At 46.4% G+C, this 23,565-nt stretch carries 23 protein-coding genes and 1 pseudogene; 11 read left to right on the top strand and 13 right to left on the bottom strand.

From position 1 onward, the window contains the following. Nucleotides 1-139 precede the first annotated feature (139 nt). From QUA07_RS23770 to QUA07_RS23785, 4 genes are all read left to right on the top strand, one after another. Nucleotides 140-496 carry a hypothetical protein gene (locus tag QUA07_RS23770; protein WP_333329978.1) on the top strand — a complete coding sequence of 119 codons (357 nt, stop codon included), beginning with the start codon at nucleotides 140-142 and terminating at the stop codon, nucleotides 494-496. Next, nucleotides 493-996, top strand: a complete 504-nt coding sequence (locus QUA07_RS23775) for a helix-turn-helix domain-containing protein (protein WP_333329981.1) — start codon at nucleotides 493-495, stop codon at nucleotides 994-996. The genes QUA07_RS23770 and QUA07_RS23775 overlap by 4 nt, the downstream gene beginning before the upstream one ends. Next, nucleotides 993-1,553, top strand: a complete 561-nt coding sequence (locus QUA07_RS23780) for an IS630 family transposase (RefSeq protein ID WP_333329983.1) — start codon at nucleotides 993-995, stop codon at nucleotides 1,551-1,553. Before QUA07_RS23775 ends, QUA07_RS23780 begins: the two co-directional genes overlap by 4 nt. A 132-nt stretch (nucleotides 1,554-1,685) precedes the next feature. Beyond that, nucleotides 1,686-2,666: an NB-ARC domain-containing protein gene (locus QUA07_RS23785; RefSeq protein WP_333330061.1), complete on the top strand. Its 981-nt coding sequence runs from the start codon at nucleotides 1,686-1,688 to the stop codon at nucleotides 2,664-2,666. 60 nt (nucleotides 2,667-2,726) lie between these two features. On the opposite strand, the gene QUA07_RS23790 is transcribed toward QUA07_RS23785, so the two are convergent. The 8 genes and pseudogenes from QUA07_RS23790 to QUA07_RS23825 form a co-directional block, all read right to left on the bottom strand. Next, a complete protein-coding gene (locus tag QUA07_RS23790; RefSeq protein WP_333329986.1) occupies nucleotides 2,727-3,305 on the bottom strand; it encodes a Uma2 family endonuclease in 579 nt (192 codons plus the stop codon). 229 nt (nucleotides 3,306-3,534) lie between these two features. Continuing rightward, nucleotides 3,535-3,726, bottom strand: a pseudogene (locus QUA07_RS23795) (photosystem II q(b) protein); the annotation flags it as partial. A gap of 24 nt (nucleotides 3,727-3,750) precedes the next feature. Next, nucleotides 3,751-4,527, bottom strand: coding sequence for a DUF6816 family protein (locus QUA07_RS23800; protein WP_333329989.1), 777 nt, complete (start codon nucleotides 4,525-4,527; stop codon nucleotides 3,751-3,753). Between the two features lie 245 nt (nucleotides 4,528-4,772). Beyond that, nucleotides 4,773-5,177 (bottom strand): ChuX/HutX family heme-like substrate-binding protein, encoded by a 405-nt coding sequence (locus QUA07_RS23805; RefSeq protein WP_333057403.1) that lies wholly within the window; start codon nucleotides 5,175-5,177, stop codon nucleotides 4,773-4,775. Between the two features lie 115 nt (nucleotides 5,178-5,292). Beyond that, the gene (locus QUA07_RS23810) at nucleotides 5,293-6,246 is read right to left on the bottom strand and encodes a PhoH family protein (protein WP_333329992.1); all 954 of its coding nucleotides are present in this window, start codon (nucleotides 6,244-6,246) and stop codon (nucleotides 5,293-5,295) included. Nucleotides 6,247-6,623: 377 nt separating this feature from the next. Beyond that, nucleotides 6,624-7,160, bottom strand: coding sequence for a KH domain-containing protein (locus tag QUA07_RS23815; RefSeq protein WP_333069122.1), 537 nt, complete (start codon nucleotides 7,158-7,160; stop codon nucleotides 6,624-6,626). Beyond that, the gene (gene rpsP, locus QUA07_RS23820) at nucleotides 7,099-7,383 is read right to left on the bottom strand and encodes a 30S ribosomal protein S16 (protein WP_333085027.1); all 285 of its coding nucleotides are present in this window, start codon (nucleotides 7,381-7,383) and stop codon (nucleotides 7,099-7,101) included. Before rpsP ends, QUA07_RS23815 begins: the two co-directional genes overlap by 62 nt. A gap of 81 nt (nucleotides 7,384-7,464) precedes the next feature. Then, entirely contained in the window at nucleotides 7,465-8,799 is a 1,335-nt protein-coding gene (locus QUA07_RS23825) for a D-alanyl-D-alanine carboxypeptidase (RefSeq protein WP_333329996.1), read from the bottom strand. A gap of 365 nt (nucleotides 8,800-9,164) precedes the next feature. On the opposite strand from QUA07_RS23825, the gene plsX reads away from it, so the two are divergent. The 7 genes from plsX (at nucleotide 9,165) to QUA07_RS23860 (ending at nucleotide 16,159) form a co-directional block, all read left to right on the top strand. Then, nucleotides 9,165-10,214: a phosphate acyltransferase PlsX gene (gene plsX, locus QUA07_RS23830; protein WP_333330064.1), complete on the top strand. Its 1,050-nt coding sequence runs from the start codon at nucleotides 9,165-9,167 to the stop codon at nucleotides 10,212-10,214. 164 nt (nucleotides 10,215-10,378) lie between these two features. Further along, the gene (locus tag QUA07_RS23835; RefSeq protein ID WP_333329999.1) at nucleotides 10,379-11,380 is read left to right on the top strand and encodes a beta-ketoacyl-ACP synthase III; all 1,002 of its coding nucleotides are present in this window, start codon (nucleotides 10,379-10,381) and stop codon (nucleotides 11,378-11,380) included. 402 nt (nucleotides 11,381-11,782) lie between these two features. Further along, complete coding sequence (gene fabD / locus QUA07_RS23840; RefSeq protein ID WP_015175203.1) at nucleotides 11,783-12,664, top strand: ACP S-malonyltransferase; 882 nt, start codon at nucleotides 11,783-11,785, stop codon at nucleotides 12,662-12,664. A gap of 244 nt (nucleotides 12,665-12,908) precedes the next feature. After that, complete coding sequence (locus QUA07_RS23845) at nucleotides 12,909-13,622, top strand: PspA/IM30 family protein (protein WP_333330002.1); 714 nt, start codon at nucleotides 12,909-12,911, stop codon at nucleotides 13,620-13,622. Nucleotides 13,623-13,632: 10 nt separating this feature from the next. Next, on the top strand, nucleotides 13,633-14,577 hold the full coding sequence (locus QUA07_RS23850; protein ID WP_333330005.1) for a phosphate ABC transporter substrate-binding protein: 945 nt from the start codon (nucleotides 13,633-13,635) through the stop codon (nucleotides 14,575-14,577). Between the two features lie 255 nt (nucleotides 14,578-14,832). Next, the gene (locus QUA07_RS23855) at nucleotides 14,833-15,471 is read left to right on the top strand and encodes a lysophospholipid acyltransferase family protein (protein ID WP_333213637.1); all 639 of its coding nucleotides are present in this window, start codon (nucleotides 14,833-14,835) and stop codon (nucleotides 15,469-15,471) included. Between the two features lie 154 nt (nucleotides 15,472-15,625). Then, entirely contained in the window at nucleotides 15,626-16,159 is a 534-nt protein-coding gene (locus QUA07_RS23860) for a hypothetical protein (protein ID WP_333330007.1), read from the top strand. Nucleotides 16,160-16,425: 266 nt separating this feature from the next. On the opposite strand, the gene QUA07_RS23865 is transcribed toward QUA07_RS23860, so the two are convergent. The 5 genes from QUA07_RS23865 to QUA07_RS23885 all read right to left on the bottom strand — a co-directional run bounded on the left by QUA07_RS23865 (nucleotide 16,426) and on the right by QUA07_RS23885 (nucleotide 23,394). Beyond that, the gene (locus QUA07_RS23865; protein ID WP_333330010.1) at nucleotides 16,426-16,971 is read right to left on the bottom strand and encodes a GAF domain-containing protein; all 546 of its coding nucleotides are present in this window, start codon (nucleotides 16,969-16,971) and stop codon (nucleotides 16,426-16,428) included. Nucleotides 16,972-17,146: 175 nt separating this feature from the next. Then, entirely contained in the window at nucleotides 17,147-17,737 is a 591-nt protein-coding gene (locus tag QUA07_RS23870) for a YdcF family protein (protein ID WP_333330013.1), read from the bottom strand. 727 nt (nucleotides 17,738-18,464) lie between these two features. Continuing rightward, nucleotides 18,465-19,295: a GUN4 domain-containing protein gene (locus QUA07_RS23875; protein WP_333330015.1), complete on the bottom strand. Its 831-nt coding sequence runs from the start codon at nucleotides 19,293-19,295 to the stop codon at nucleotides 18,465-18,467. A 150-nt stretch (nucleotides 19,296-19,445) separates the two neighbouring features. Then, the gene (locus tag QUA07_RS23880; RefSeq protein ID WP_333080048.1) at nucleotides 19,446-20,588 is read right to left on the bottom strand and encodes a hybrid sensor histidine kinase/response regulator; all 1,143 of its coding nucleotides are present in this window, start codon (nucleotides 20,586-20,588) and stop codon (nucleotides 19,446-19,448) included. Between the two features lie 151 nt (nucleotides 20,589-20,739). Beyond that, on the bottom strand, nucleotides 20,740-23,394 hold the full coding sequence (locus tag QUA07_RS23885; protein ID WP_333330019.1) for a GAF domain-containing protein: 2,655 nt from the start codon (nucleotides 23,392-23,394) through the stop codon (nucleotides 20,740-20,742). Between the last annotated feature and the right edge of the window lie 171 nt (nucleotides 23,395-23,565).

Here is a 23,565-nt window from a genome sequence, read left to right on the forward strand (position 1 = left end):
GGCTCCGAGTTAACAATTTTTCTTAATTTTACATCATCTTGCATTTGTCTCACATTTATTTGAAATTACTATATTTAGTTTTCCAGGTGTTATAAAGTGTGATATAGTGTGATGACCAAAACTCAACCCCCTTTTAGGTATGGACATCCAAGAGGTTTTACAATGGACTGACGAGCAAGTATTTGTGAAGACGGGAAAACATATTGATTCATTACAAAGCTCTATCTTAAAAGAAGTTTGGGATGGGGGGAAATATCATAAGATAGCTAAAAAGTGCAATCGTAGTGAAGATCATATTAAACAAGTTTCTAGGAAATTATGGAAAATGCTCTCTGACATATTGGGAGAAGATATTAAACAATCTAATGTTCGCTCTATTTTAGAAAGCAAAGCAGTATCTAGTATTTACAATTTTGGTAACTCTTCACAGATTGTTATACCAATTTTATGTGAAGTTGCATATAATAGAGAGATAGCTTTTATGGTGCGTTTATGAGTCGTAGTTTAAAAATTACAATTGAAGAAAATGCAGAGTTTTTAGAAAAACAACTAAAAAATACTCGTACTGCCAGCCAAAGAGAACGAATACAAGTATTATGGTGGTTAAAAACAGGGCAAGTACAGGAGCATCAAGAATTAGCGCATCGTTTGGGTAGAGACAAATCTACGATAACCCGCTGGTTACAAAAGTATCGGCGGGGTGGATTATCGGAATTATTGTTGGTGAAAAAAGCCCCCGGACAAGTACCACACATGACTCTGGAGGCATTAGCCGGGCTCAAAGAACGTTTAGAAAAAGGAGCCGCCTTCAAAAGCTACGGAGAAATTGTGGAATGGCTCAAAAAAGAGTATAGTCTAGAACTGACTTATGCAACAGTTTATGCTTGGGTGCATTATCGCCTCCAAGCAAAACTGAAAGTGCCACGTCCGCAAAGTGCTTTACAGGACATAAAAGCAGTGGAACTTTTTAAAAAAACATCGTCCCAGCAGTCTTGACGTTTCAAAAAATCTTTGGTAAGGGTAAACGACTACGATATTTGTGTGAAGATGAAACCCGGTTGGGATTAAAAACATTGACAGGAAAATTAATTACAGCCAGGGGGGTAAAACCAGTTGCTCCCATACTGTGGAAGCGTGAAAATTTTTGGTTGTATGGGGTAGTCGAACCATTGAGTGGCTGGCATTTTTGCCAAGAATATGCCCATCTTAATGGAGAAGATTTCCAGCAATTTATTGACGCTCTTTCTCTACAATTGGGTGAAGATATTGCCCTGATTCAAATGGATCGAGCGAGTGCTCATATCACTAATGAACTATCATGGCCCGAAAATTTAATTCCAGTCTGTCAGCCCTCACATAGTCCAGAACTTAATCCAATTGAACGGGTCTGGGAATATATCAAACAGCAACTTCTTGGAGAGGTTTTTACAACACTTGGGCAACTACGAGAGCGCTTGCAACAAGTTCTTGAAAAAATCACTCCTGAGGAAATCTGTTCGTTGTCATCTTACAATTTTATTCTTGAAGCCCTATTCTATGCAGCTTCATATTAAATTGGTATTAATAGTAAAATTAATAGAACTAATATCAATATCTGTGGAGAAAAACGGCAAGATGCAGAAGAGGCCAAGCAGCGATCGCCCTTTCCCCCTGAATCTCCCCAAAATCAAGCCCGATCGCCCATAATCGATTTAACAGACGCACCCGAACTCCGTTACTTTTACGATCGCACCTCAGAACTCTCCACCCTCAAACAATGGATATTACAAGCCCACACGCGCTTGATTACCATCTACGGCTTAAGCGGAATTGGCAAAAGCGATCTCGCCCTCAAACTCATCGAACAAACTCAAAGCGAATTTGATTATATTATTTGGTTAAGTCTCGCTGATACACCCACACTTTCAACCGTCCAAACCGAACTCAAGCAATTTTTTGGGCGATCGCCACAACCCCCATTACCCACAATCATCGATTATTTTCGATCTTCTCGCTGTTTAGTAATCCTTGATGACGTAGAAAATATTTTTAAAAGCAGTCAATTAGCAGGTCAATATTTAGCAGGCTATGAAGACTATGGCAAATTTTTCAAACAAATTGCCACATCCTCTCATCAGAGTTGTTTAATTATCCTCAGTTGGGAAAAACCCAGAGAAATTACTGCTTTAGAAGCAGTAAACCTCTCGACGCAAACCTTAAACCTCAAAGGTTTAGGAGAACAAGCTGCAGAAATTCTCAGAGAAAAAGAATTAGCAGATGAGGAAAAATGGTCAGACTTGATCGACCTTTATCAAGGACATCCTTCCTGGCTAAATATCATCGCTGCTACAATTTTGGAATTATTTAACGGTAGCGTTTCCCTATTTTTAGCAGATGGAACAGCAGATTTATTTTTAGGTGACTTAGAACCCCTTTTAGAATCTCATCTAGAGCGTTTATCAGACTCAGAAAAAAAGGCGTTATACTGGTTAGCCAGTCAAAATGAAGCTGTAGATATTTCGCGACAACCTGCTGATAGTGAATTATCCCAATCAGAATTTTGGCAAACCATACAATCTTTAGCCAGACGCAGCTTAGTGGAAAAAATGTTAGTAGGAGCGCGATCGATGTTTTTTCTCAATCCCGTATTCAAAGCATACATTCAGTGCAAGTTAAATATTGTATAAGCTATGGGTAATTTCACCCGATCGCAACGCAATTAAACCAAAGAATTACTCTTTTCTATTCTACAACGATCGCATAAAAGAATTCACCGCATCATATTGGTCGGCCATCCGCGAATAAAACTCGATCGATCGCAAATCCAACTCCGGCAACAATTCGCTCTTACTGACCAACTCATATCCCGTAGAGCGCAAACAATGAACCGAAATTACCCCATCCTCCCAAAACCAAACCTCCTGCACACCCACCCGACGATAGATTTCCAGCGTATCAATTCCACCACTCGTCACTGTTATTTCGATCGCCAAATCTGGAACTGACTTGCGCGTACCCAAACAATAAGACTCATCTGGTTCCTTCCGTGCGCCCAATTCCTTTATCCCGATGGTTGTACTACCACGCGCATAAAAACGAATGTCTTTCGTCCGCATATAACTTTCTAAAAGTTGACCTAAAGTTTTTTTAGGTTCTTCATGTTCTTCAGATAAAGGAGCCATAATTTCTAAACACCCATCCAAATAAGTTAAACGCGCCCCAGTGTCCGCCAAATCAGCATCCAATTTTTCCAGAGTCTCCCATGTCACGTTTGACAGGAAAGCCGCACCTGTACCCAATCCTGCTTTAGAAATTGCGACAACCATCTGACTTACCTTTTACGATCGCTCTTCCATAATATACGACTTCAAAAACTTACAGTCTATCGTCATACTAAATCCGGCTGTAATATTCTATTCTTTAGCCCGCGAAGGCGGACTTCGCTTGTGTAGTAGCGGTTTCAACCGCCGAGTCTGATTGTTACCAAAAATATTTTTCCCCAAAAAAAAGCGCCTTTATTTCTAGGAGCGCTCTTTGTCAATCAAAAGCTAAAACTTAGCCATTGATAGAAGGAGCAACCATTACTACGGGAGTTGTTTCACCAGCAGCCAAATCAAGCGGGAAGTTGTGAGCATTGCGCTCGTGCATCACTTACATACCCAAGTTAGTGCGGTTAATCACATCAGCCCAAGTATTGATCGCACGACCTTGAGAGTCGATAATCGATTGGTTGAAGTTGAAGTTGCTAGGTCGATCGAGATGACAGCTTAATTATGCCCGCACCAACTCCAACCGATATCGATACAAAGCCACAGGATGCCCCCCAGCCGCAAAATAATCCGGGTCTTGCGGCGACAAATAAATCGCTGTCACCTGATCCGCCTCAATTCTTTTACTCGCAGAATCGCCATTTTCTCCACATCCAACCACTTGATAAGCCGTTGTAGTTTCCACCTCGTTTAAATAAATATCAGACTCTCCCCGAAAAATCTGCTGAGAAATCTCTGTAGACACAAACTCGCGAGGATTCGGCGTCTCAGTGTCGCGACTGGTAACAATCGAAATTAATTGGCGTTCCCCTTTCAAAACAGTAATTTGGCGGTTGGGATTGGTCGGATCGACTTTCACCGAAACTACGCCATCATCGCCTAAATAAGCCGTGGCAATATTCAAACCGTTAAAAGTGCGATCGGCTACAATTTTTTGAGCCTTTTTAAATGTATAATTAGAAATTAACCCAATATTTTTTTCCGGTTGAAATCGCACTTTAAATAATACCGGCTGCTGCAAATACTGGCGGTTGCTTTCAAACCCTGGCGTGACAATATTTGGCGCTAAAGGAGCGGCTAAATCTACCAAAGTGCTAGCAACATTCCAATTCCCCGCCATCCAGTCGGGATATACCAAATCTCCCTTAGCTACAGCGATAGGAGGCTTGCTTTCCCAATTGGGAAAACTTGATATGCGATCGCCCAAAACCCCCGCCCTCGCAACGCCACCCCACAGCAGTACCGCCAAAACCAGACAAAAACTCCAAATTACCTTCATACCCAATTACATTCAAACAACTAATTTTCTGTCTCTCTTTCTCTTATTTATCTCTTCTCTGCGCCCTCTGCGGTTCATTAATTCAAAAATCAGACACCAAATCAGTTAAACATCATATTTTATACCATTTTCATAAACAGGCAAGATGCCTGTTGCACAAAAATAAATGTTCTGCTTGTGGGGAGTAGGGGTTGGGCATCCTGCCCGCCCCCAATATGCAATTTAAAGGTGGAAAAACCTATCTTTTAAAGAGCCTCAACAGGTGCAGGTTCCCAAACCTCCCCGTATTTTTCCTTCAACTCGTGCCAATTTTCCACCTGTCCTGGTTCGTATTCCCCCGGCTTTCCCCACTGCAAAAACGCGCTCAAAGCAGCCTCATTTTGTTCGTCCAGAAAACGGATTGCATAAGTAGTGAAATTTCCTCTTTTCGCCTCACCCGTTTCAAACTTCACCTGTTTTATTTTGTCCATATTCAAGTGGAACTCAAATATTTCGGCGTGCATATTGGCATACTTTCCCTTCGGCAACTCCGCATAAAACAGCTTGTGAATTGAACCGCGCACTTCCAGCACAGCCGCGCTGCTAGTCACGATTAAACGCAGCGTGCCCAATTGTTCGCAAGCTTCCAAGAATTCTTTCAGATTAGGCATAATTTAATTGGGGAATTGGGAATTGGGCATGGGGAATTGGGCATGGGGCATTGGGCATTGATTATTAGTAATTAAAAACAACAATAACTAACAACCAACAACTAATGACTACTGACTATCTTTCGTGGAGTTCGTAAGCAGCGACAATCCGCTGCACTAGAGGATGTCGCACCACATCCGCCTGAGAGAATTCGCAGAAAGCAATGCCCTCAACGTTGCGTAGAATATTTTGGGCGACTGACAATCCCGACTGTTGGTTTGGCGGCAAATCTGTTTGAGTGATATCCCCCGTTACTACCATTCTCGATCGAAAGCCCAGACGAGTCAACACCATTTTCATCTGAGCCGGCGTCGTATTTTGAGCTTCGTCCAAAATTACGAAAGCATTGCTGAGAGTGCGCCCCCGCATATAAGCTAAAGGAGCTACTTCGATCAAGCCTCTTTCCATTAAATCGGCCATTTTTTCAGGGTCGATCATTTCTTGCAGGGCGTCGTAAAGCGGGCGCAAATATGGATCGACTTTTTGCTGCAAATCTCCCGGCAAAAACCCTAATTTTTCGCCAGCTTCCACGGCTGGCCTGGTTAAAATCAGCCGTTCATACTGCTTGCTCAACAGCGCTTGCACGGCGAAAATAGCTGCTAGAAATGTTTTGCCAGTACCAGCAGGGCCAATGCAAAATGTCAGGTCGTGGGTGCGTACTGCTTGGACGTATTGCCGCTGCTTGAAGGTTTTGGCTCTAATTTCTTCGCCGCGGCGGGTTCTGGCGAGAACGTCTCGCTGCAAGTCTTGTAAATCGCCTTGGCGGTTGGTATCCAAAGCTTGGCGCGCCGTCTGGATTTCAACTCCGGTAATATTTTTGCCGGATTTCCAATAGTCGGAGAGCGATCGCACTAATTTATGACACAATTCTACTTGACTTTTTGTGCCAGAAATCAGCAGTTCTTGCCCTCGCATTACCACGTTAGCACCGGTTTGCTTAGAGATCATTTTCAGGTTTTCTTCTTGATTACCGGCCAGCGACATTGCGCTTTGGGTGCTCGGTAACTCTATTATTAGTTTTTCATTCATGCCAACATAAGCTCCTCCAAATAAGCAATTAAAAGTTAACAACTAAACGTTCAACCTGTCGTCACTATTTGCGAACAAAAAGACGCCAGTTACTAGGTTTTACCTAGTATCTAAGGCGTCTTTTAGATTTAGCTCCCAAATGAGTTTGGTGCTTGAGGCACAAATCAAATCTCCCTTCTATTAAGTCAGGCAATTTTAGATTTTAGATGGGAAATTTTAGATTTTAGATTAACCTGATGCCGCTGACATTTGAAATTTAAAATTTTACATTTGTTTCCGATCGCAAAACCGGCAATTTCAAACCAAACGGGGCTTGTAATACAAAGTCTACAACAGGCAATCTAAAATCTAAAATTCTTTCTTGGCTCTGCAGTTAGTTAATAACCGGGAGTATTTCGGCTCGTTCTAAACGTAGGTGTGTTAGTACGGCGAGGTTGTTCTCTCGGAGTTCTGCTAGCTAAGGGACTCGGCGACGGAGGTGGCGTCCGGGGTCGGAAGTCGCCTCGCGGCTCCCGCGAGCCACGATCTGGGCGGTCGCGATCTGGGCGGTCGCGATCCGGGCGATCGCGATCGCCCCTGGGCGGGCCAGATCCACGATCGCCTGCTTCACCATCGTATATATCTAAGTAGAGGGACTGACCCGCCGTCTGCGCCACCGCTTCGAGCGTAGTTCTAATTGCCTGAATATTACGTCCGCCCCTACCGTAAACCCGGCCTTTGTCCGGATCTTCAAAAGCAAGCCTAACCCAGACCCGCGATTGGCGCGGGTGCAGTTCGCAATCAACCCGCAAAGAGCCTGGGGTCTCTAAAAAAGGCCCAATTAAAAACTTAACCAGTCCAGCATAGTTGGGACTAGCTGACTGTTGCTGTGCTGGATTCAACGTTGGCTCCGGCTCCGACTTGTTCAAATACATGGGCTTTTCTCAGGATGTCACGCACAGTGTCAGTTGGCTGAGCGCCGTCTTGCAGGCGCTTGACAATCGCTGGAACATCCAGCCTGGTTTCGTTATTTCTGGGGTTGTAATAGCCGAGCTCTTCTAGGGGACGGCCGTCGCGGCGAGTAGAACTGTTCATCGCTACAATCCGGTAGCTGGTCTCGCGTTTTTTCCCGTATCTCTTCAATCGCAGTTTGATCATCTTCTTGCACAATAGTCTTGTTCCAATTCTAAGCTATTTTGTCAGTGCTCCTTCCCCGAACCCCAACTCAACCCCTATTTCTTAACCTCCGACCAAAATATCGCTACGATTTGCTGCCCCCAAGGCAGGTCTGGCGCCGTCAATGTGCGGTGTAATTGCTACTGGCAAAATCGATGCAGTTCCCCACTGCTGCACCAATTTTTGCAAAAATATATCTTGCTGCTCTCTCAAAGAGTCCCAATCGGTGCCGCGATTAATAATTGCAAACCACACTAAACCCCGATCGCGCGTGGGTATAGCTCCAGCCAAAGCAATCACCGTGTCCAAAGTACCAGTTTTCACCACAGCCGATCGCGGAATGTGTCGGTATTCCAAAGTTCCTTTATCGCGCCCGGACACCGGAAACAAGTCAGCAATCGTCAGCCCAGTCGTCTGAAGGTTGCGGGCGATCGCCTGCATCATCCCACAAGCCGCCCTCGGAGACATCCGATTTTCCACTCCCAATCCCGAACCGTTAACTAATTGAAGTTCCTCCTCCGGCACCCCCGCAGCCCAAGTCGCTTGCTGCTGCACTATTTTTGCCCCGCCCAAATCGTCGGCCAGCATCTGAGCTATTTCATTATCACTGTGGACGTTCATCTGCTTGAGAATTTCGGCTAAAGGGAGCGATCTGCGCTTCAGCAGCAAACGCCCCGAAGTCAGAAATTTCTCAGCAATGACGTTGCCGGCCACCGTTACTTGCGGCTTTCTAGTTCCTGGAGCCATCTTAGAATACATTGCCACCACGTCCGCAGGCCAATTGCTACCCTCAAGAGCTTGCCGCAGTATCTCCCCCGCCACCAAAGGATCGGACTGATAATTCATGCGGAAATTGCCTGTCACCACCAAATTCCCCGCCACACGATTGATACCCATTTGATTGAGAGCATTGCCCACGGCGATCGCCTCCTCCCACACAAACAGCGGATCGCCCCCGCCGCTGACCACCAAATCTCCCTGCAACACCCCATTCCTAATCGGCCCAGTTCCCCGGAACCGCGTTTCAAACTGATAATCCGGGCCCCAAGTCTCCAGCGACGCCAGAGAAGTTGCAATCTTAGTCAGCGAAGCCCCAGGCATCAGCGTCTTCCCCTGCTGACTTACCAGTGGCACCATTCCCGCTTGCACCCAAATTCCCTGATTTCCATCAATCAGGTTTTTGTCTTTCAACTCTTTTAAATATTCCCGCACCGTCGCTTCTGCAGGCAAGTCGGGATTTGCCGCATTTATTCCCCCAAAAGCCAAATCTTCGGTCACCACTAACCCGGGCATCCCTCCCCGCCAAGCCAGCACTGACGCAGCATTAGGTGCGGCACTGCCTACCCCAGCCATGTCCAGCCACAGAGACATCATCCCTGAGCTAAATAAATCCAGCATTTTTTACTCCTAAAGTCAATCGATTTTAGATATTAGATTTTAGATTTGAGATTTCAGATTGAAGAAAGCGCTCCCACTGATAAATCCGGGGGCAAGTGATGAGGATGGGGAGCTTTTTTTTCGCTCCACGGATGAATCCGGCGTTCCCGGACTAAAGTGCTTGCGGTCATGTAAACTATTTCATTGATTTTTTCAATATGCCGTCAAAAATAGTAAAGTAGTGACAAAACAAGTTCTATCAGAGTAGTCGGAAATAAGAATTGTCCGATCGCCCTAGCGAGCGGATTTTAGTTCTTTATTCAGACTTGTGGATTCACGCTCCTGACTTCCTGGTAGAATTTTTAGTGTTTCTCAAACATTGGTCAATGGGATCGACACGCGCAAGAATTGCGATAGACGCTATGGGTGGGGATCATGCCCCCGCCGAAGTTGTAGCTGGAGCGCTTAAGGCACAAGAAGAATTAGGCGTAGAGATTTTGCTGGTGGGCGACCCGCAGCAAATAGAAGACTCGCTCCGGCAACAAGACGCGATCGGCCGCGTCTGTACAGGTCAGCTAGAAATCGTTCCTTCTGAAGGAACGGTGGAAATGCACGAAGAACCTTTGAGTGCCCTCAAACGCAAGCCCAACGCTTCGATTAACGTAGCGATGAACTTGGTAAAGCAGCAGCAAGCTGATGCTGTGGTGTCCGCCGGTCACTCCGGCGCGGCAATGGCTGCTGCCCTGCTCAGGTTGGGCCGGCTCCCCGGCATCGATCGCCCTGCGATCGGTGCGGTTTTGCCGACAATGATACCGGGCAGCTCTGTACTCATTCTCGATGTTGGCGCTAATGTGGACTGCCGCCCCAAATTTTTGGAGCAGTTCGCTCTTATGGGAACTATTTACAGCCAGTGCGTTCTCGGCGTCGCCGAACCTAAAATCGGCCTGCTCAACATTGGCGAAGAACCTTCTAAAGGCAACGACGCCGCAGTGCGAACTCACCAGTTATTGGTGGACAACCCGAACATTCCTTTTGTGGGCAATGCCGAAGGCCGCGACGTGCTGTCGGGGAAATTCGACGTGATTGTCTGCGACGGGTTTGTCGGCAACGTGTTGTTGAAGTTTGCCGAAGCGGTGGGCGAAGTCGTCGTGCAAGTGCTGAAGGAAGAATTAGTCAAAGGACTCCAACATCAAATTAACGATCCTCTGCTGCAAAAAAGCTTGCAAGGATTTAAGCAGCGGGTAGACCACGTTGAACACGGCGGCGGTTTGCTATTAGGCGTTGCTGGAGTTTGCATTATCAGCCACGGTTCGTCTCAAGCTGGCTCGATTTTTAATGCCATTCGTTTGGCGAAGGAGGCTATTGACAACCAAGTGCTGGAGCGGATTCGATCGTCCAATCACCAAAGCGCTCTGGAACAAGAAGCTGTGAATTAGAGGCAGTAAGTAGGAATTAAAAATTAAAAATGTAAAATTAAAAATGTCAGCTTAAACCCACTGTTTTGCTTAAAAAAAAGTAATTTCAGCAGTTTAAAAAATAATTTTAATTGATAGTTTTTAATTTTTAATTTCTCGATCGAACAGCGAGTAAATGGAGAGGAATGTTGCAGCAATCAGGGTTCGGCATTGCCGTCACAGGTAGCGGTTCTTGTACACCGCAGGTTTCGCTGGATAATAACGGTTTGAGTCAGATAGTAGAAACTTCTGACGAGTGGATTGGCGCGCGGACGGGCATTCGAGCGCGCAGGCTGGCGGACGATCGCACTTCTTTGTGCGATTTAGCCACAGAGGCATCTCAAAAGGCGATCGCCATGGCAGAAATTTCGCCGACAGATATCGATTTGATTATTTTGGCGACTTCCAGTCCTGACGATTTGTTTGGCACTGCCAGTAAAATTCAATATCAGTTGGGCGCGACAAAAGCTGTGGCTTTTGATTTGACAGCAGCTTGTTCGGGCTTTGTTTTTGGTTTAGTTACAGCCTCACAGTTCATTCGGACAGGGGTGTATCAAAATGTTTTGCTGATCGGAGCGGATATTTTGTCTCGCTGGGTGAATTGGTCGGATCGGGGTACTTGCATTCTATTTGGAGACGGTGCAGGTGCGGTGGTATTACAAGCTTCAGAAGTCGATCGCTTTTTGGGATTTGAAATTCGCAGCGACGGCACACAAAATTCGTCTCTCAATTTGGCTTACAAAGCCGAGTCAAAAGAATTAATTGAGGGCGTAAGCGTCGCAGTGGGTGGATTTCATCCCATCACAATGAATGGTCAAGAAATCTATCGCTTTGCCGTGAGAAAAGTGCCGGAAGTCATAGAAAAAGCTATGTTTCGGGCAAATATTAGCGCTGCTGAAATTGACTGGCTGTTGTTGCACCAAGCCAATCAGCGGATTCTTGATGCAGTTGCCCAAAGGCTAAAAATTCCCCCCGAAAAAGTAATTAGCAATTTGGCGAATTACGGCAATACCTCAGCGGCTTCAATTCCCCTTGCCTTAGACGAAGCCGTGCGTCTGGGTAAAGTTAAAGCGGGCGATACTATTGCTGCTGCTGGTTTCGGTGCAGGTTTGACTTGGGGGGCTGCGATTTTTCAATGGGGAAGGTAAGATTTGGCGGCCGGCTGTAAACTTGCTCCGGTTATTGTCGGGAGTTCGATCGAGTAAAATACAAATCCTTTAACACGCCATACATAGGGCAAGGTTCGCAGCAGTGCACCAGCCGGACAGCAGTTATTGACAAGGGCGTGCTGAAATGGAACATCCTCTATTCTTCGATCGACTTTCCCCGGTTTGAAGGTTGAAAATTGTGCTACGCCTATTAATCCAATTAAAGTAGCAAAAAAAAATAAACCTGGTAAAAATCGCAGTTAGATGTTATAATTATGAGTCGCGAGTAGAGAGTTCGTTAACCGAAAGATAGCGGATACCAGCGAGCGAACTTAGAAGCGGGAAAGAAAGAATTTTTGCAATCACCAATTAGCAACCACCAATTAGCAGATTACCGGAAAAATGACTAAAACAGCATGGGTATTTCCCGGACAAGGTTCCCAGGCGATCGGGATGGGTGCAGACTTATTAAACTTGCCAACAGCCAAAGCCAAATTTGAGCTCGCTAAAGAAATTTTAGGCTGGTCTGTCCCGGAAGTTTGCCAAAAAGAAGAAGCAAAACTATCTCGGACTCTCTACACTCAGCCTTGCTTGTTCGTAGTAGAAAGTATTTTGGCCGACTTAGTGCGAGAAAAAAGCGATCGACCAGCGGTAGTTGCCGGTCACAGTTTAGGAGAATATGTTGCCCTCTACGCAGCAGGCGTCTTTGACTTTGAAACCGGATTGCGCTTAGTCAAACGCCGCGCTGAACTCATGGACACCGCCTCCGGCGGGCAAATGGTGGCTTTGATTGGGTTCGACAGGCAGGAACTAGAATTGCAAATTCAATACAGCCGAGACGTAGTGCTGGCAAACGACAACAGCGAAGCACAAGTCGTGATTTCTGGAACGCCCGCAGCAGTAGAAGATTTGCTTGCCAAAATCAAAGTCAAACGCGCCGTTAAATTGAATGTTTCCGGTGCGTTTCACTCTCCCCTGATGGCATCAGTGGCGGCAGAATTTCAACTAGCCTTAAAGTCGGCAAGATTTTCCGATGCTAAAATGCTGGTGCTCTCGAACGCAGAACCCTCAGCCACTACCAGCGCAGCCACTTTAAAGCAGCGGTTGACTCAGCAGATGACCAAAGGCGTGCGCTGGCGAGAAATTTCGCTGCAACTGCCGCAACAAGGAATCGATCGAGTAGTGGAAATTGGCCCCGGCAAAGTTCTCACAGGTTTGATCAAACGGACTTGTCCCGATTTAGCATTGGTAAATGTTAGCAGTTTTGCAGATTTGCCCGCTTAATCTATTTTTAGCCTGTTATTAAACGGCAGGTTATAAAATTGAGAGTTAATCGATCCGAAGATTGCCCAAATAACGAATCGCAAAACAGGCAAATCCGAATATTGCCTGTTTTGCAAATTGGGGATAGACGATCCAGACAGTTAGAAAATATTAATCAAAAATCTAGAAATCGATCGACCTGACGGGGCGATCGACAAATCCTGATGTAGACTAGGCGTAAAAACCAAGCTGATCGGGTATTTATATGAAAAAAGTCCTTTACTGGTTGATGGGCGACAAGGCAGGCAGAACCATCGTAGGTGCGTGGAACTGGATGTGGGGACTGCCCGTAGAATCCGGCGGCCAGGTGGCGGTGGCGGTAGCCGAAGAGTCACTGCGATCGATGCAAGAATCAGTGCAAAAGCTAGCAGCAGCAGTCTCCACCCAAGTTGCAGCCTACCAGCGCGCTAAAACGAAATATGAAGAAAAAGTTAGGGAAATGCAAACCGTAGAGCGCCAAGCCATCACAGCCCAGCGCAACGGCAACGAAGAAGCAGCCCGCTTGGCAATGTCGAAAGTAATTCAGACAGAACAAATCCTGCCACAGTTAGAAGCCCAAGTAAAACAAGCCGAACAGTACGTCAACGCTTCCAAAGACAAGCTAAATCGAGAACGGATGAAACTGGAAGCCTACAAAACCGATATGCAAAATATGAAAGATATGGCCGAGATTAACGAAGCCCTCGGAGCCATATCCAAAGTCAACAACGACCTCAGTATCGATTCAGCTCGATCGCAATTTGAGCAAGCCAAAAACGCCGTCCACGGCCGCAACCTCGAACAGCAAGCTTTAGCAGAAATATCTGATAACCCCCAAGAAAGACTTCAGGCCGAATTAGAAAATATGACCTTAGACGATGAAGTTAATCGCAGGCTACAAATGTTAGACGACTCCAACAACAAAGAACTTCCCAGCTAAGGACAATTTTATGGCGAAGAGTGGGCCTCCCCCCATAGTTTTTATCCTGTTATTTCTCTTGCTAGCCGGTGGTGGCTGGTTCTTTTTTCTCAACAAACCAGCATCGCAAGATGTTAGTAACAATCCCCCCACACCTACACCCGCAGGCGATGTCGTCCCACTTCCCGTCGCGCCAGTAGTGGGCGGTGCTTCTTCGCCTGTTGCGGCTACTTCCTTTGCGCTTCCAGCTTCCGTGCCTCCGGGTACGGCGGTGAGAATTGACGGTTCCACCAGCATGGTGACAATCAATCAGAACCTCAAGAACGGCTTTCAAGGGAGGTTTGCTGGCACTACAGTCGATGCCAAAGCAAATGGTTCTGCAAAGGGAATTCAGGATTTGGTGGCAGGAACAGCCGATATTGCAGCGGTATCGCGACCTTTGACGGCTCAAGAACAAAGTCAGGGTTTGGCTGCTGTGCCCGTTGCCCTAGATACGATCGCCCTTGTAGTTGGCATTAACAACCCCTTCAAAGGAGGTTTAACCTCGGCTCAAGTTCAAGATATCTTTAAGGGAAATACTCAAGACTGGTCGAAAGTCGGCGGCCCGGCGGGTCCGATTAAAGTAATTAACAGACCGGCAGTTAGTGGCACTCACCAAACGTTTAAAGAACAAGTGCTCGGAGGTGGCGAGTTTGGCACGACGGCAAATATTACCACGCTCGATCGAGATGCGACAACTCCTCTGCTGCAAGCTTTAGGCAACAACGGCATTGGCTATGCGACTTTCGCTCAAGTAGTCAATCAGAGAACGGTGCGCGTTGTTCCCGTCAACGGTGCGACGACGGATGCGGGTAACTATCCTTACAAGCGGCAATTGTACTACGCCTACAAAAATCCTCCCAGCCAAACAGTTAAGGATTTCTTGGGCTACGCCACTTCTTCGGAAGGACAGAAAGCTATGCTGACCGGAAATTGAGCCTTTGCAAAGAATTCGCCAGAATAAATTCGGGCGCTACACAAGCTTGCAAAGCGGTGTCAACCGCCGAATCATCTAACAGCACGACATGCATAAACACGGATACACTGATGATAGTCAACTTAGCCAATTAGCTAAACAGTCCGATCGCTGGGCCTATCCGTGTATCCGTGTCAAAATCCGTGTAGTGCTACTTTTTTGATTGCTGAACTGATAGGCTAATATTCGATGTAATTTAAAATTTAAGGTTTTTCTGTGAGCAAAAGTCGCGAACCAGTCGAAAGTTTACTTCTCTACTATTTATTTAAATGGTCAATTGTCAGCCCGATGCTGCACCTGTACTTTCGAGGCCGCATCTACGGTGCAGAAAATGTTCCGACAGAAGGGCCTGTGGTGGTAGTCAGCAATCACGCCAGCGATTTTGACCCGCCGATTTTGTCTAATTGCATGAGGAGGCCCGTCGCATTTATGGCAAAGGAAGAGTTATTTAAAGTTCCTATTTTGAAGCAGGCAATTACGCTTTACGGTGCTTATCCAGTCAAGCGGGAAAGTGCCGATCGCAGTGCAATTCGCTCGGCTATCAACTCTTTGGAAAATGGCTGGGCGACGGGTGTATTTTTGCAGGGAACTCGCACGCCAGACGGCAGAATTACTGAACCGAAATTAGGTGCTGCGCTGATAGCTGCTAAGGCTAAAGCGCCGCTGTTACCTGTTAGTTTGTGGGGAACTCACGCCATTTCGTCCAAAGGTTCGGGAATGCCGCGTCCGGTGCCGCTGACGGTGCGAATTGGCAAGCTAATTGAAGCGCCCGGTTCGTCGGATCGCGAGGAGTTGCAAGCGTTGACTCAAAGATGTGCGATCGAGATTAATGCGATGCACGATTTGGGGCGCTAATTTTATAACTTTTGTTGCTGTTTTTCAGGTTATATCTACAGATAGATGAATACTGAAGATAAACCTCGAAAAATATCAATATAAGTGATTGAAAACAAGCGCAATAATTAGGCTTGAATTTGAGTTTAATTTGACAGGAGATAAGAAGAAAGACATGGTAACAAGCAATCAAACCCGCGCGTTGGGATTGTTTTCTAACCGCGAAGATGCCGAGCAAGCTCTGACAGAATTGAAATCTTCCGGGTTTCCAATGGATAAAGTTTCGGTTGTTGCTAGGGAGGCAGGTGAGTCTGTAGGCGATACTCAAACGATCGCTCAGGTAGGCGATAAAAATCTAGACACAGGAGCAGGAGTGGTAGCAGACACTCTGACAAATAGTGCTTTAGCCACCGTGCTAGTGGGTCTCGGAAGTTTAGCTATTCCCGGAATCGGGCCGATGATTGCAGCGGGCACTTTGGGCGCCTCACTGGTGGCTAGCGTAGCAAGCACTGGCGTCTCGGCGGCGGCTTTCGGTGGGGTGGTGAAGGCCTTGACTGACTTGGGAATTCCCGAAGAAACAGCTAGAACTTACACCGACCGCCTGCACGCGGGCGATTATTTGGTAGTAGTAGATGGCGCTGAGGATGATATTAGTCGGGCTCAAGGGGTTTTCAGCAGTCGGGGCATTCAAAATTGGGGCGTTTTTTAAACAAGAATTGTGCACCAAGTCTATCCCTAGGGTGATGCACACCTCACCATTAGTGAGAACAATCAGCTCAAATTTAGTACCCGACTTTTGTTTGAAAATTAGTGCCTCAATCCCCCCTAACTTAAAAAGGGGGGAACCGGAAACAGTCTATCGTCTGCCGGGAAGGGCATTGAAATTCGGCTAAAACCCCGACCTAGACGTGGTTTTAGTCTTAAGTTGACATTCATTCATTGCCCACCCGCTGCCTACAGGTAAATTATTGATTTTTATCGCTCATCTTTTGATGCTGAGGCGGTGACATAAGCGACAGCTAAAGGGGAAATTTTTTCTGTAACTGCTGCGATAACTTGGCGATCGAAGTCAGTCCAAACTCTGGGGCGATCGAACATACAAGGCTGCAAAACCCCCCACAATAAGCCGTCAGCACAAAGGTGAGCGTGAATCAAAGCTCGATGCCCGAACTCTTTTGCCTCAAAATCTTTGTTGACAACTTCAGGATTTGCTGTTTCAACATCCTCAACAAAAATCGACGGTTCAGTTCGCAAAGCTGCTGCAAACAAAGGGTCTTCTTCCCCTAAAGATTCGGGTTCTTTTTTCCATTCCGCGTCCCCAATCTCTGGAAAGTTGGAGTTGCGACGCCAGCAGTAAGGTACTCTGCCCCTTTGCGTTTCAGGATGGCGGAGGTAGAGAAAGACCCGATCGCAATTTAACACCTCGCCTAAAGCCGGCACCAAAGCGGAAAAAACATCATCCGGCGTTTTGGTGTCACTCAAAATTTTATCCAGAACTGGTGGCAGAATTTGGTCGGTCATTAATTTTAGCTTTTGAAGTTCATCTACTAATTTTAAACTACTCCTCCTTTTCTCTTCTGTTCTTTTACGCATTTGTCATCAGCATCTTCGCGTTTCCTTAAATCGCTATAGGAGAGAAGTTTTAAAACCAGAGGGAATGGAAAAAAACTAAAACTTGCTTAATCCTTCCCTTTGTTTATTCAATTCTGGCTTGGCTAAAGTTAGCACCCGTATAACCGGTTGTCAGCCAAAGAATAGCCCTAGCGCCGTCGCGAATAGCTTTTTCCACCGGTTCGGGGGTTCGCCCAGACGGAACTGCCACAGGCTTAAAGCTAATGCCTCGACTGCCGAGTACGATTTCGCCGATAATCTGAGCTCGCCGCATATGATCGTCAGAAGTGATCAGATACACGCTCTCAATCCCTTGAGCTTTCAATTCATCTACCAGGGTGGTAAAATTTGTTACCGTATCTACCGCTCTGTAGTCTAAGTGCAGGCGATCGGACTCAATTCCCGCTTCTGAAAACACCCATTCCGCGAACTCCGGATTGCTCCCAGACGACACCCAAATCGGCAATTCAGGATGATCCCGAGCAAATTTGGCGGCAAACACCTCTCGCTCCGTAGCCCCACCTAGAACTAACAAAGCTTGGGGTCTCTGAAATTCGCTCTTAACCTGCTGATAGCCAAACCAACACGCCATCAAAAGCCCTACGACGAACCAAAAACTGCGTGAAGTGTTCAAACGCTTGTAACGCTGCGTGTTTGAATTGATTCTTAACCACATCTAAACCTATAAAAATTTTATGTAACTCACAAAGGAACCATAGCAAAAAATACCGCACGTATAGCCCACTAACAGGAATTAAAAATTAAAATTTAAAAAAGGGTCGGGGGATCATAGGATTTTAGATTTTAGATTTTAGATTTTAGATTTTAGATTTTAGATTTTAGATTGACTCTACGCTTGGGGTTGGGCTTCAACAGGCGATTTTAGATTTTAGATTTCAGATTTTATAGCAACCGCCTTGGCGGTTGGTATACTTGTCTGTGGGCGAATTCCTTAGCGGATATGCAAAAAAGAGGGGCAAAACTTAGGCTTACCCCTCCTGCTTTTAATTTTTCTTGATTTTTAACGGGACTGGCCGGGTTCGAACCGGCGGCCTAGCGCTTCAGATTTGTGTGAGTTTCCCCACTCTCTGGACTATACCTTCACCATATGCTTGCAGCTTTTAGGTGGTGACCGTCTAGTCTCTAAACCTTCCTGATTTCAATATAGGCGATCGCATAATCGCCCTGAACTCAGGCTTGGCTTGGTATTGCCTTAGAGTCATAGGAACCCACGAACTCTTTAGGTTTCACCAAATTTGACCACATTCACTCCTAGAGTTTCCTCGCAGGGTGCCCGATTCTTCAGGAGGCGCTTGCTCTATCCATCTGAGCCACAGCCCCAGTTGCTAAACCGTTTTGATTATAGCAGTTAATGTCGATTTTGAATTTTTTATTTTGGATGATCACCGATCGCCAGTTGCCAGTTTCGCAGCGATGCGGGCAAAGTTTTCTGCTGCGGTGAGTTTACCAGCACCGTAACAGGCGCGCTGTCTCCATGCGGTGACGGGGAGATGTCCAGGGGGAGCATCTTCGTTGAAGGAGAGCTCGCTGTAATATTTCCAATTTTCCTTGACTCGCCAGCCGACTTGATCGCAAAATTCAGTATAATTTGCCTCGGTACTTTCCCAAATCTGCTGCTGCACGCTCAACCCGAACCGCCCGCTGCTGTATTGTTGCCAAAGTTGGTCGATCGTGCGAAGGTCTGTAGGAGGAAAACTGTCAATATCGGCTGCACTCAGCCAGCCTTCGTCTTCCCTGACAGCGATTTGCAGCAAGATTTCCCAAGTGTGTTCATCAGCTTTGCGCCATTTTCCAGTTTCTAATAGCTTTGTCAGTTGGCGGTAGTCCATCCCCACTTCCGAGATAGCCGGAGTTGTCGCAGGTATAGCGCCGATTTTGTCTTCTAGTCGCAGTAGAGTGCTGACAATCAGTTCGGGGTTTAGTTGTTCGAGGCGGTACAGAACCCATTCTAACTGAGATTGCAGGTATGTGCGGGCGATCGCACCTTGCTGCAATTCCCCATGCAACTCATCAAATTTAGCTGACCAATTTTGTTGAGTGCGGGCCAATTCCCACATTTGTTTTGCCCACTGCAATCTAACTTGTTCTTTTTTTAAATAAGTTTTGGAAGGCTTAGCACGTTGCGGGTAGGGAGTCACATCCCAGCCGCAAATCGAGCAAAACTCTGCTTTTTCTTCTATGTATTCAGCACCGCACACTGGACAGTTAGACATATTGCCATAAATTCGGTTGCCAAGTAATTATATGACATCGGGTAAATTAACCATAATTCGATTAGCTATGCACTTTGCAGCCTACAATTACAGTTTATCTGTAGTAATGTGCACTTTTCGCACCCGAAAGTTAGAGTTAATTATACCGCTCTAACAAGGCAAGCGAATAGTAAACAAACTGCCTTTGCCCAACTCGGATTTTACCTCGATCGTGCCGCGGTGAGCTTCGACTATTTGGCGGCAGAGGTGTAGTCCCAAACCTGTACTGGACTTCTTATGAGTTCCCGAGCTAAACCTTTCAAATAACTTTGCTTGTTCGGTGGGAGAAATGCCGGCACCGGTGTCTTTGATGTCTATGATTACCCATGCCAGTGGTTGGTTTTTGAAGCTAGTATAAGCAGGTGAATTGGCAGCTTTTAAGCTGACATCTATTGAACCGTTGTCGGTGAATTTAATCGCATTTCCGATTAAATTTGTCAGCAAGCGGTGCAGTTCCAGACGATCGCCTGGATACTTCGCAATCGGTGCACTTTCTGCACTTTCTGTCAAGTCTAAATTTACGGATAAACCTTTAGCATCGGCTAGGGGAGCTAGTTCTTCAGCTACCTCAGTAATAAGCTGGCGCAAGTCCACGGCAGCGAAACTTAGGGATTTGCGGCCTGCTTCGTAGCGGTAGACTTCCAGCAACATATTTACCATCGCGATCAGGTTTTTGTTGCTGCGAACCATCGTCCCGAAAGCGTCGCGCATGGGAAGGGAAATTTCTCCCAAAGCTCCCTGCTGCATTAAAGTTAGCATTCGATCGGCGGCTACGAGGGGCGTCCGCAAGTCGTGAGCGAGTCGGGAGACAAAATCTTCGCGCTGCAGGGCGATCGAATTGCGCTCGTCTACGCTGTGTTTAAGCCGCAGGAGCGATCGAACCCTAGCCAGCAGTTCATCCATTTCGACTGGTTTGCGGATAAAATCGTCTGCTCCCATGTCCAATCCCTGGACTACGCTGGCACTGTCGTGAGCCGTGATCAGCAAAATCGGAATAAAGGGCAATTCCTTATTTTGTCGGATTCGTTTAGTGACTTCGTAACCATCCATTCCCGGCATCATCACGTCTAGCAGTACCAAATCCGGGGCTGCCTTGTCAATTTGACTCAAGGCAGAAAAGCCGTTTTCCGCCGTACTAATTTCGTAACCTTCTTCTTCTAGGATTGTCTGAACCAACAAAACATTATCTGGTGCGTCGTCTACCACCAGAATCCGATCGGCTTTTGTGGCATTCGGAACAGATAAATAACTCATTTAATTGCTAGCCTGGAAATAAATTCTAAACTTTAATATGCCATCCGATTTATGATTTCACATTTTTACACTTGTTAACTCTGTCATAAGGAATATCTCACAACTTTATCAAATCTTTTTACTTTGGAACCCTCGGATGTAATATAATCTACTACTTGGTTGTCATCGTATGCACACCGTCCCAATCATCGGGCGGGGGTACTTCCAAATAGCTCAGGGATCGATCGAGGTGAACTTCCACAGGTCTATCGCTGGGTCGCATTGCTAAAGCAGCTTCAAAATAACTAATAGCTTTCTGAAAATTTCTAGCAATATAAGCATCCCTACCGTTACTGTAAAGTTCCAAAAACCGAAAGGTTTCCCCATCCATGGGTTCAGAACTATTTTGCAGCAACTCGTAAATACCCACTGGCTGATTTTTGCCCTTAACCCGCACCTTGTCTAACTCTCGCACCCAAATTCCTTCTCGACACAAACTGTATGTAAATTCGCTCAAAATTATATCGCATCCGTACTCCTTTGTAAGCTGTTCCAATCGCGAACTCAAATTCACCGCATCCCCGATTACCGTGTAATCCATTCGCTTTTGAGAACCAATATTTCCCGAAACCACCTCTCCGGAACTAATTCCAATTCCGAAGCGAAATGGATCTTCGCCGGGGCGAGAATCATTAAACTCTTTCAAACGCCGGCGCATATCTAAAGCCGACTGCACCGCCATCCAACCGTGACTTTCCGGGGGATTCAGCGGCAGGGGCGCGCCGAAAACCGCCATTAAAGCATCACCGATAAACTTGTCTAAAGTGCCTTCGTAGTGGAAAACGGCCTCCACCATCGTCTCAAAATATTCGTTCAGCAGGGATACCACATCCGACGCTCCCAAATTTTCAGTCAACGTGGTGTAGCCGCGAATGTCAGAAAATAAAATAGTCACTTCTTTGCGTTCGCCCACCATCAGGGCGCCTTCACCCAAGGCCATCACTTTATCTACGACTCCAGGAGTCAGATAGCGGTACATCGTATTTTTCATCCGCTTTTCGCGACTGATGTCTTCGAGTACCACTAAACCGCCGCGCACGCCGCCCTCTGGATTGATCAGCGGGTTGACAGTCAAATTCAAACTACGTTCAATTACTTTAATTCGAGAGGCGGGGATGGGCAGCGGACAATAAGGGTGATACAGGGCAGAATTTCGCAGCGCAAATAGAGATTGGGCATTAGCTAATTCTGCCAGCGCTACTTCCTCAGTCCACGCGCGGTTTTCGCCCCAAGCGTAATATAAATTAGGGTCAGTGCGATCGGGCACGGCCAAAATATAACTTTCTTCTTCTTCTTCTTTTTTTTGGGAATTTAGCGTTTTTTCTACCAACAGTCCCACAGTTAAACTTTGTTCGGGAACGTAATGTCGGGCAGCATTTTTGAGACTGTCTTCTAGCCGAAATTGCAAATTGTCGATCGGCACAACTTCCCAAACATAGCGATTCACCAGTTTATCTTCCCAAATCTGGGGATTGTGTTTGCTTTTAGCTTGATTTACCGGACAGCCCAACAATTCCAGCGCTGCTTCGTTAATCGTTACAACTCGCCCCTGTAAATCGGTGGAAATTACTGCATCTGAAAGACTTTGCAGCATATCTTTTTGATACTGCTTTTCCACCATCACGTTTTGAAACAGTTGAGAATTTTGCAGCGCCATTCCCGCTTGGGAATTAAACGCTCGCAAAAACTCTTCGTCGGAAGGGGTGAAACTACCTTGGTTCTTATTAATTAGCTGAGTTACCCCGATCAGCTCACCTTTGGCGTTATGCACGGGCATACACAAGACAGTCCGAGTGCGGTATCCCGTTTGCTGGTCTGTAGATGGGTCAAAGCGGGGATCGTCGTAAGCATCTGTAATATTTAGAGGTTGACCAGTCGAAGCCACGTAGCCAGCAATTCCCCTATTCGCAGGAATACGAATTTCCATCATCGTTTTGCCGTCGGCCTTGGCGACTTTTGTCCAGAGTTCGTTGGTTTCCCGATTTAACAAAAATAGCGTGCTGCGATCGGCTTGCATCAAGTCGCGAGCTTGATCCATCACAGAGCGCAAAGTTGTTTCCAGGTCAAGACTTTGACCCAAAGTCGTGGTGGCTCTCAAAAGTGCGGCAACCCCTCGCTGGTTGCGGGCCACGACGTAGAAAGACTGACAGCTTTCGAGAATAATCCCGATCGAATCTGCAAAAGCCTGGAACTGCTGTTCGTCTTCCTCGTTAAAGGGGGCATCGCCAGCTTTATTTAACAGTCTGACCACCGCTACGGGTTCATGTTGGCTCTTGCTGCTAAAAATTGGCATACAGAGGATGGTCTCGATCTGATAGCCCGGTGGTTCGTCTACTTCGGTATTAAAATACTCGTGCGATCGAGCTTCGGCGACATTAATCGATTTTCCGGTTGTTGCTACGTAGCCTAAAATGCCTGCATCCATCGGCAAGCGAACTTCTACATCCTCGCCCGTCAGTGGATCGACTGTTTTGTGCCACAGTTGATTTTTGTTGGAGTCAACCAAAAAAATTGTTGTCCGGTCTGCTTGCAAAATTTGACCAATTTTGACAGTGAAGGCATCTAACAGTTGCTCTAAGAGGCTTTCGAGTGCTTCATTGTTAATCAGGTCCATCGCCCGGATAAATTGCTGAAATTCAGCCGTGATAAAGTCCAGCAGGCACACTAATTCAGGAACTGGCAGGCTCTTAACACGGGAGGTCAATGCCCCCATAAAATTGACTTGAGTCAGTGTAGCCAGAACGCTACCAGTATTGGAGAATGTCATGATTAACTGCTTGCTCAGAGGGGTAGACTGACCGCAGGTCGATCTGCGCGAGATTCGGCGGCGGTGCAAACTCTTGAATTTGTTTGCAAGCGCATCGGCACTCGCTTGTCGCTTTGATGAATCGTGAGTTCAAAAGTGGCGCACGCAACTTCAGTTTGCTTGTTATGTATG

The sequence above is a fragment of the Microcoleus sp. T3_A4 genome (genome assembly GCF_036700465.1).
Taxonomy (GTDB): domain Bacteria; phylum Cyanobacteriota; class Cyanobacteriia; order Cyanobacteriales; family Microcoleaceae; genus Microcoleus.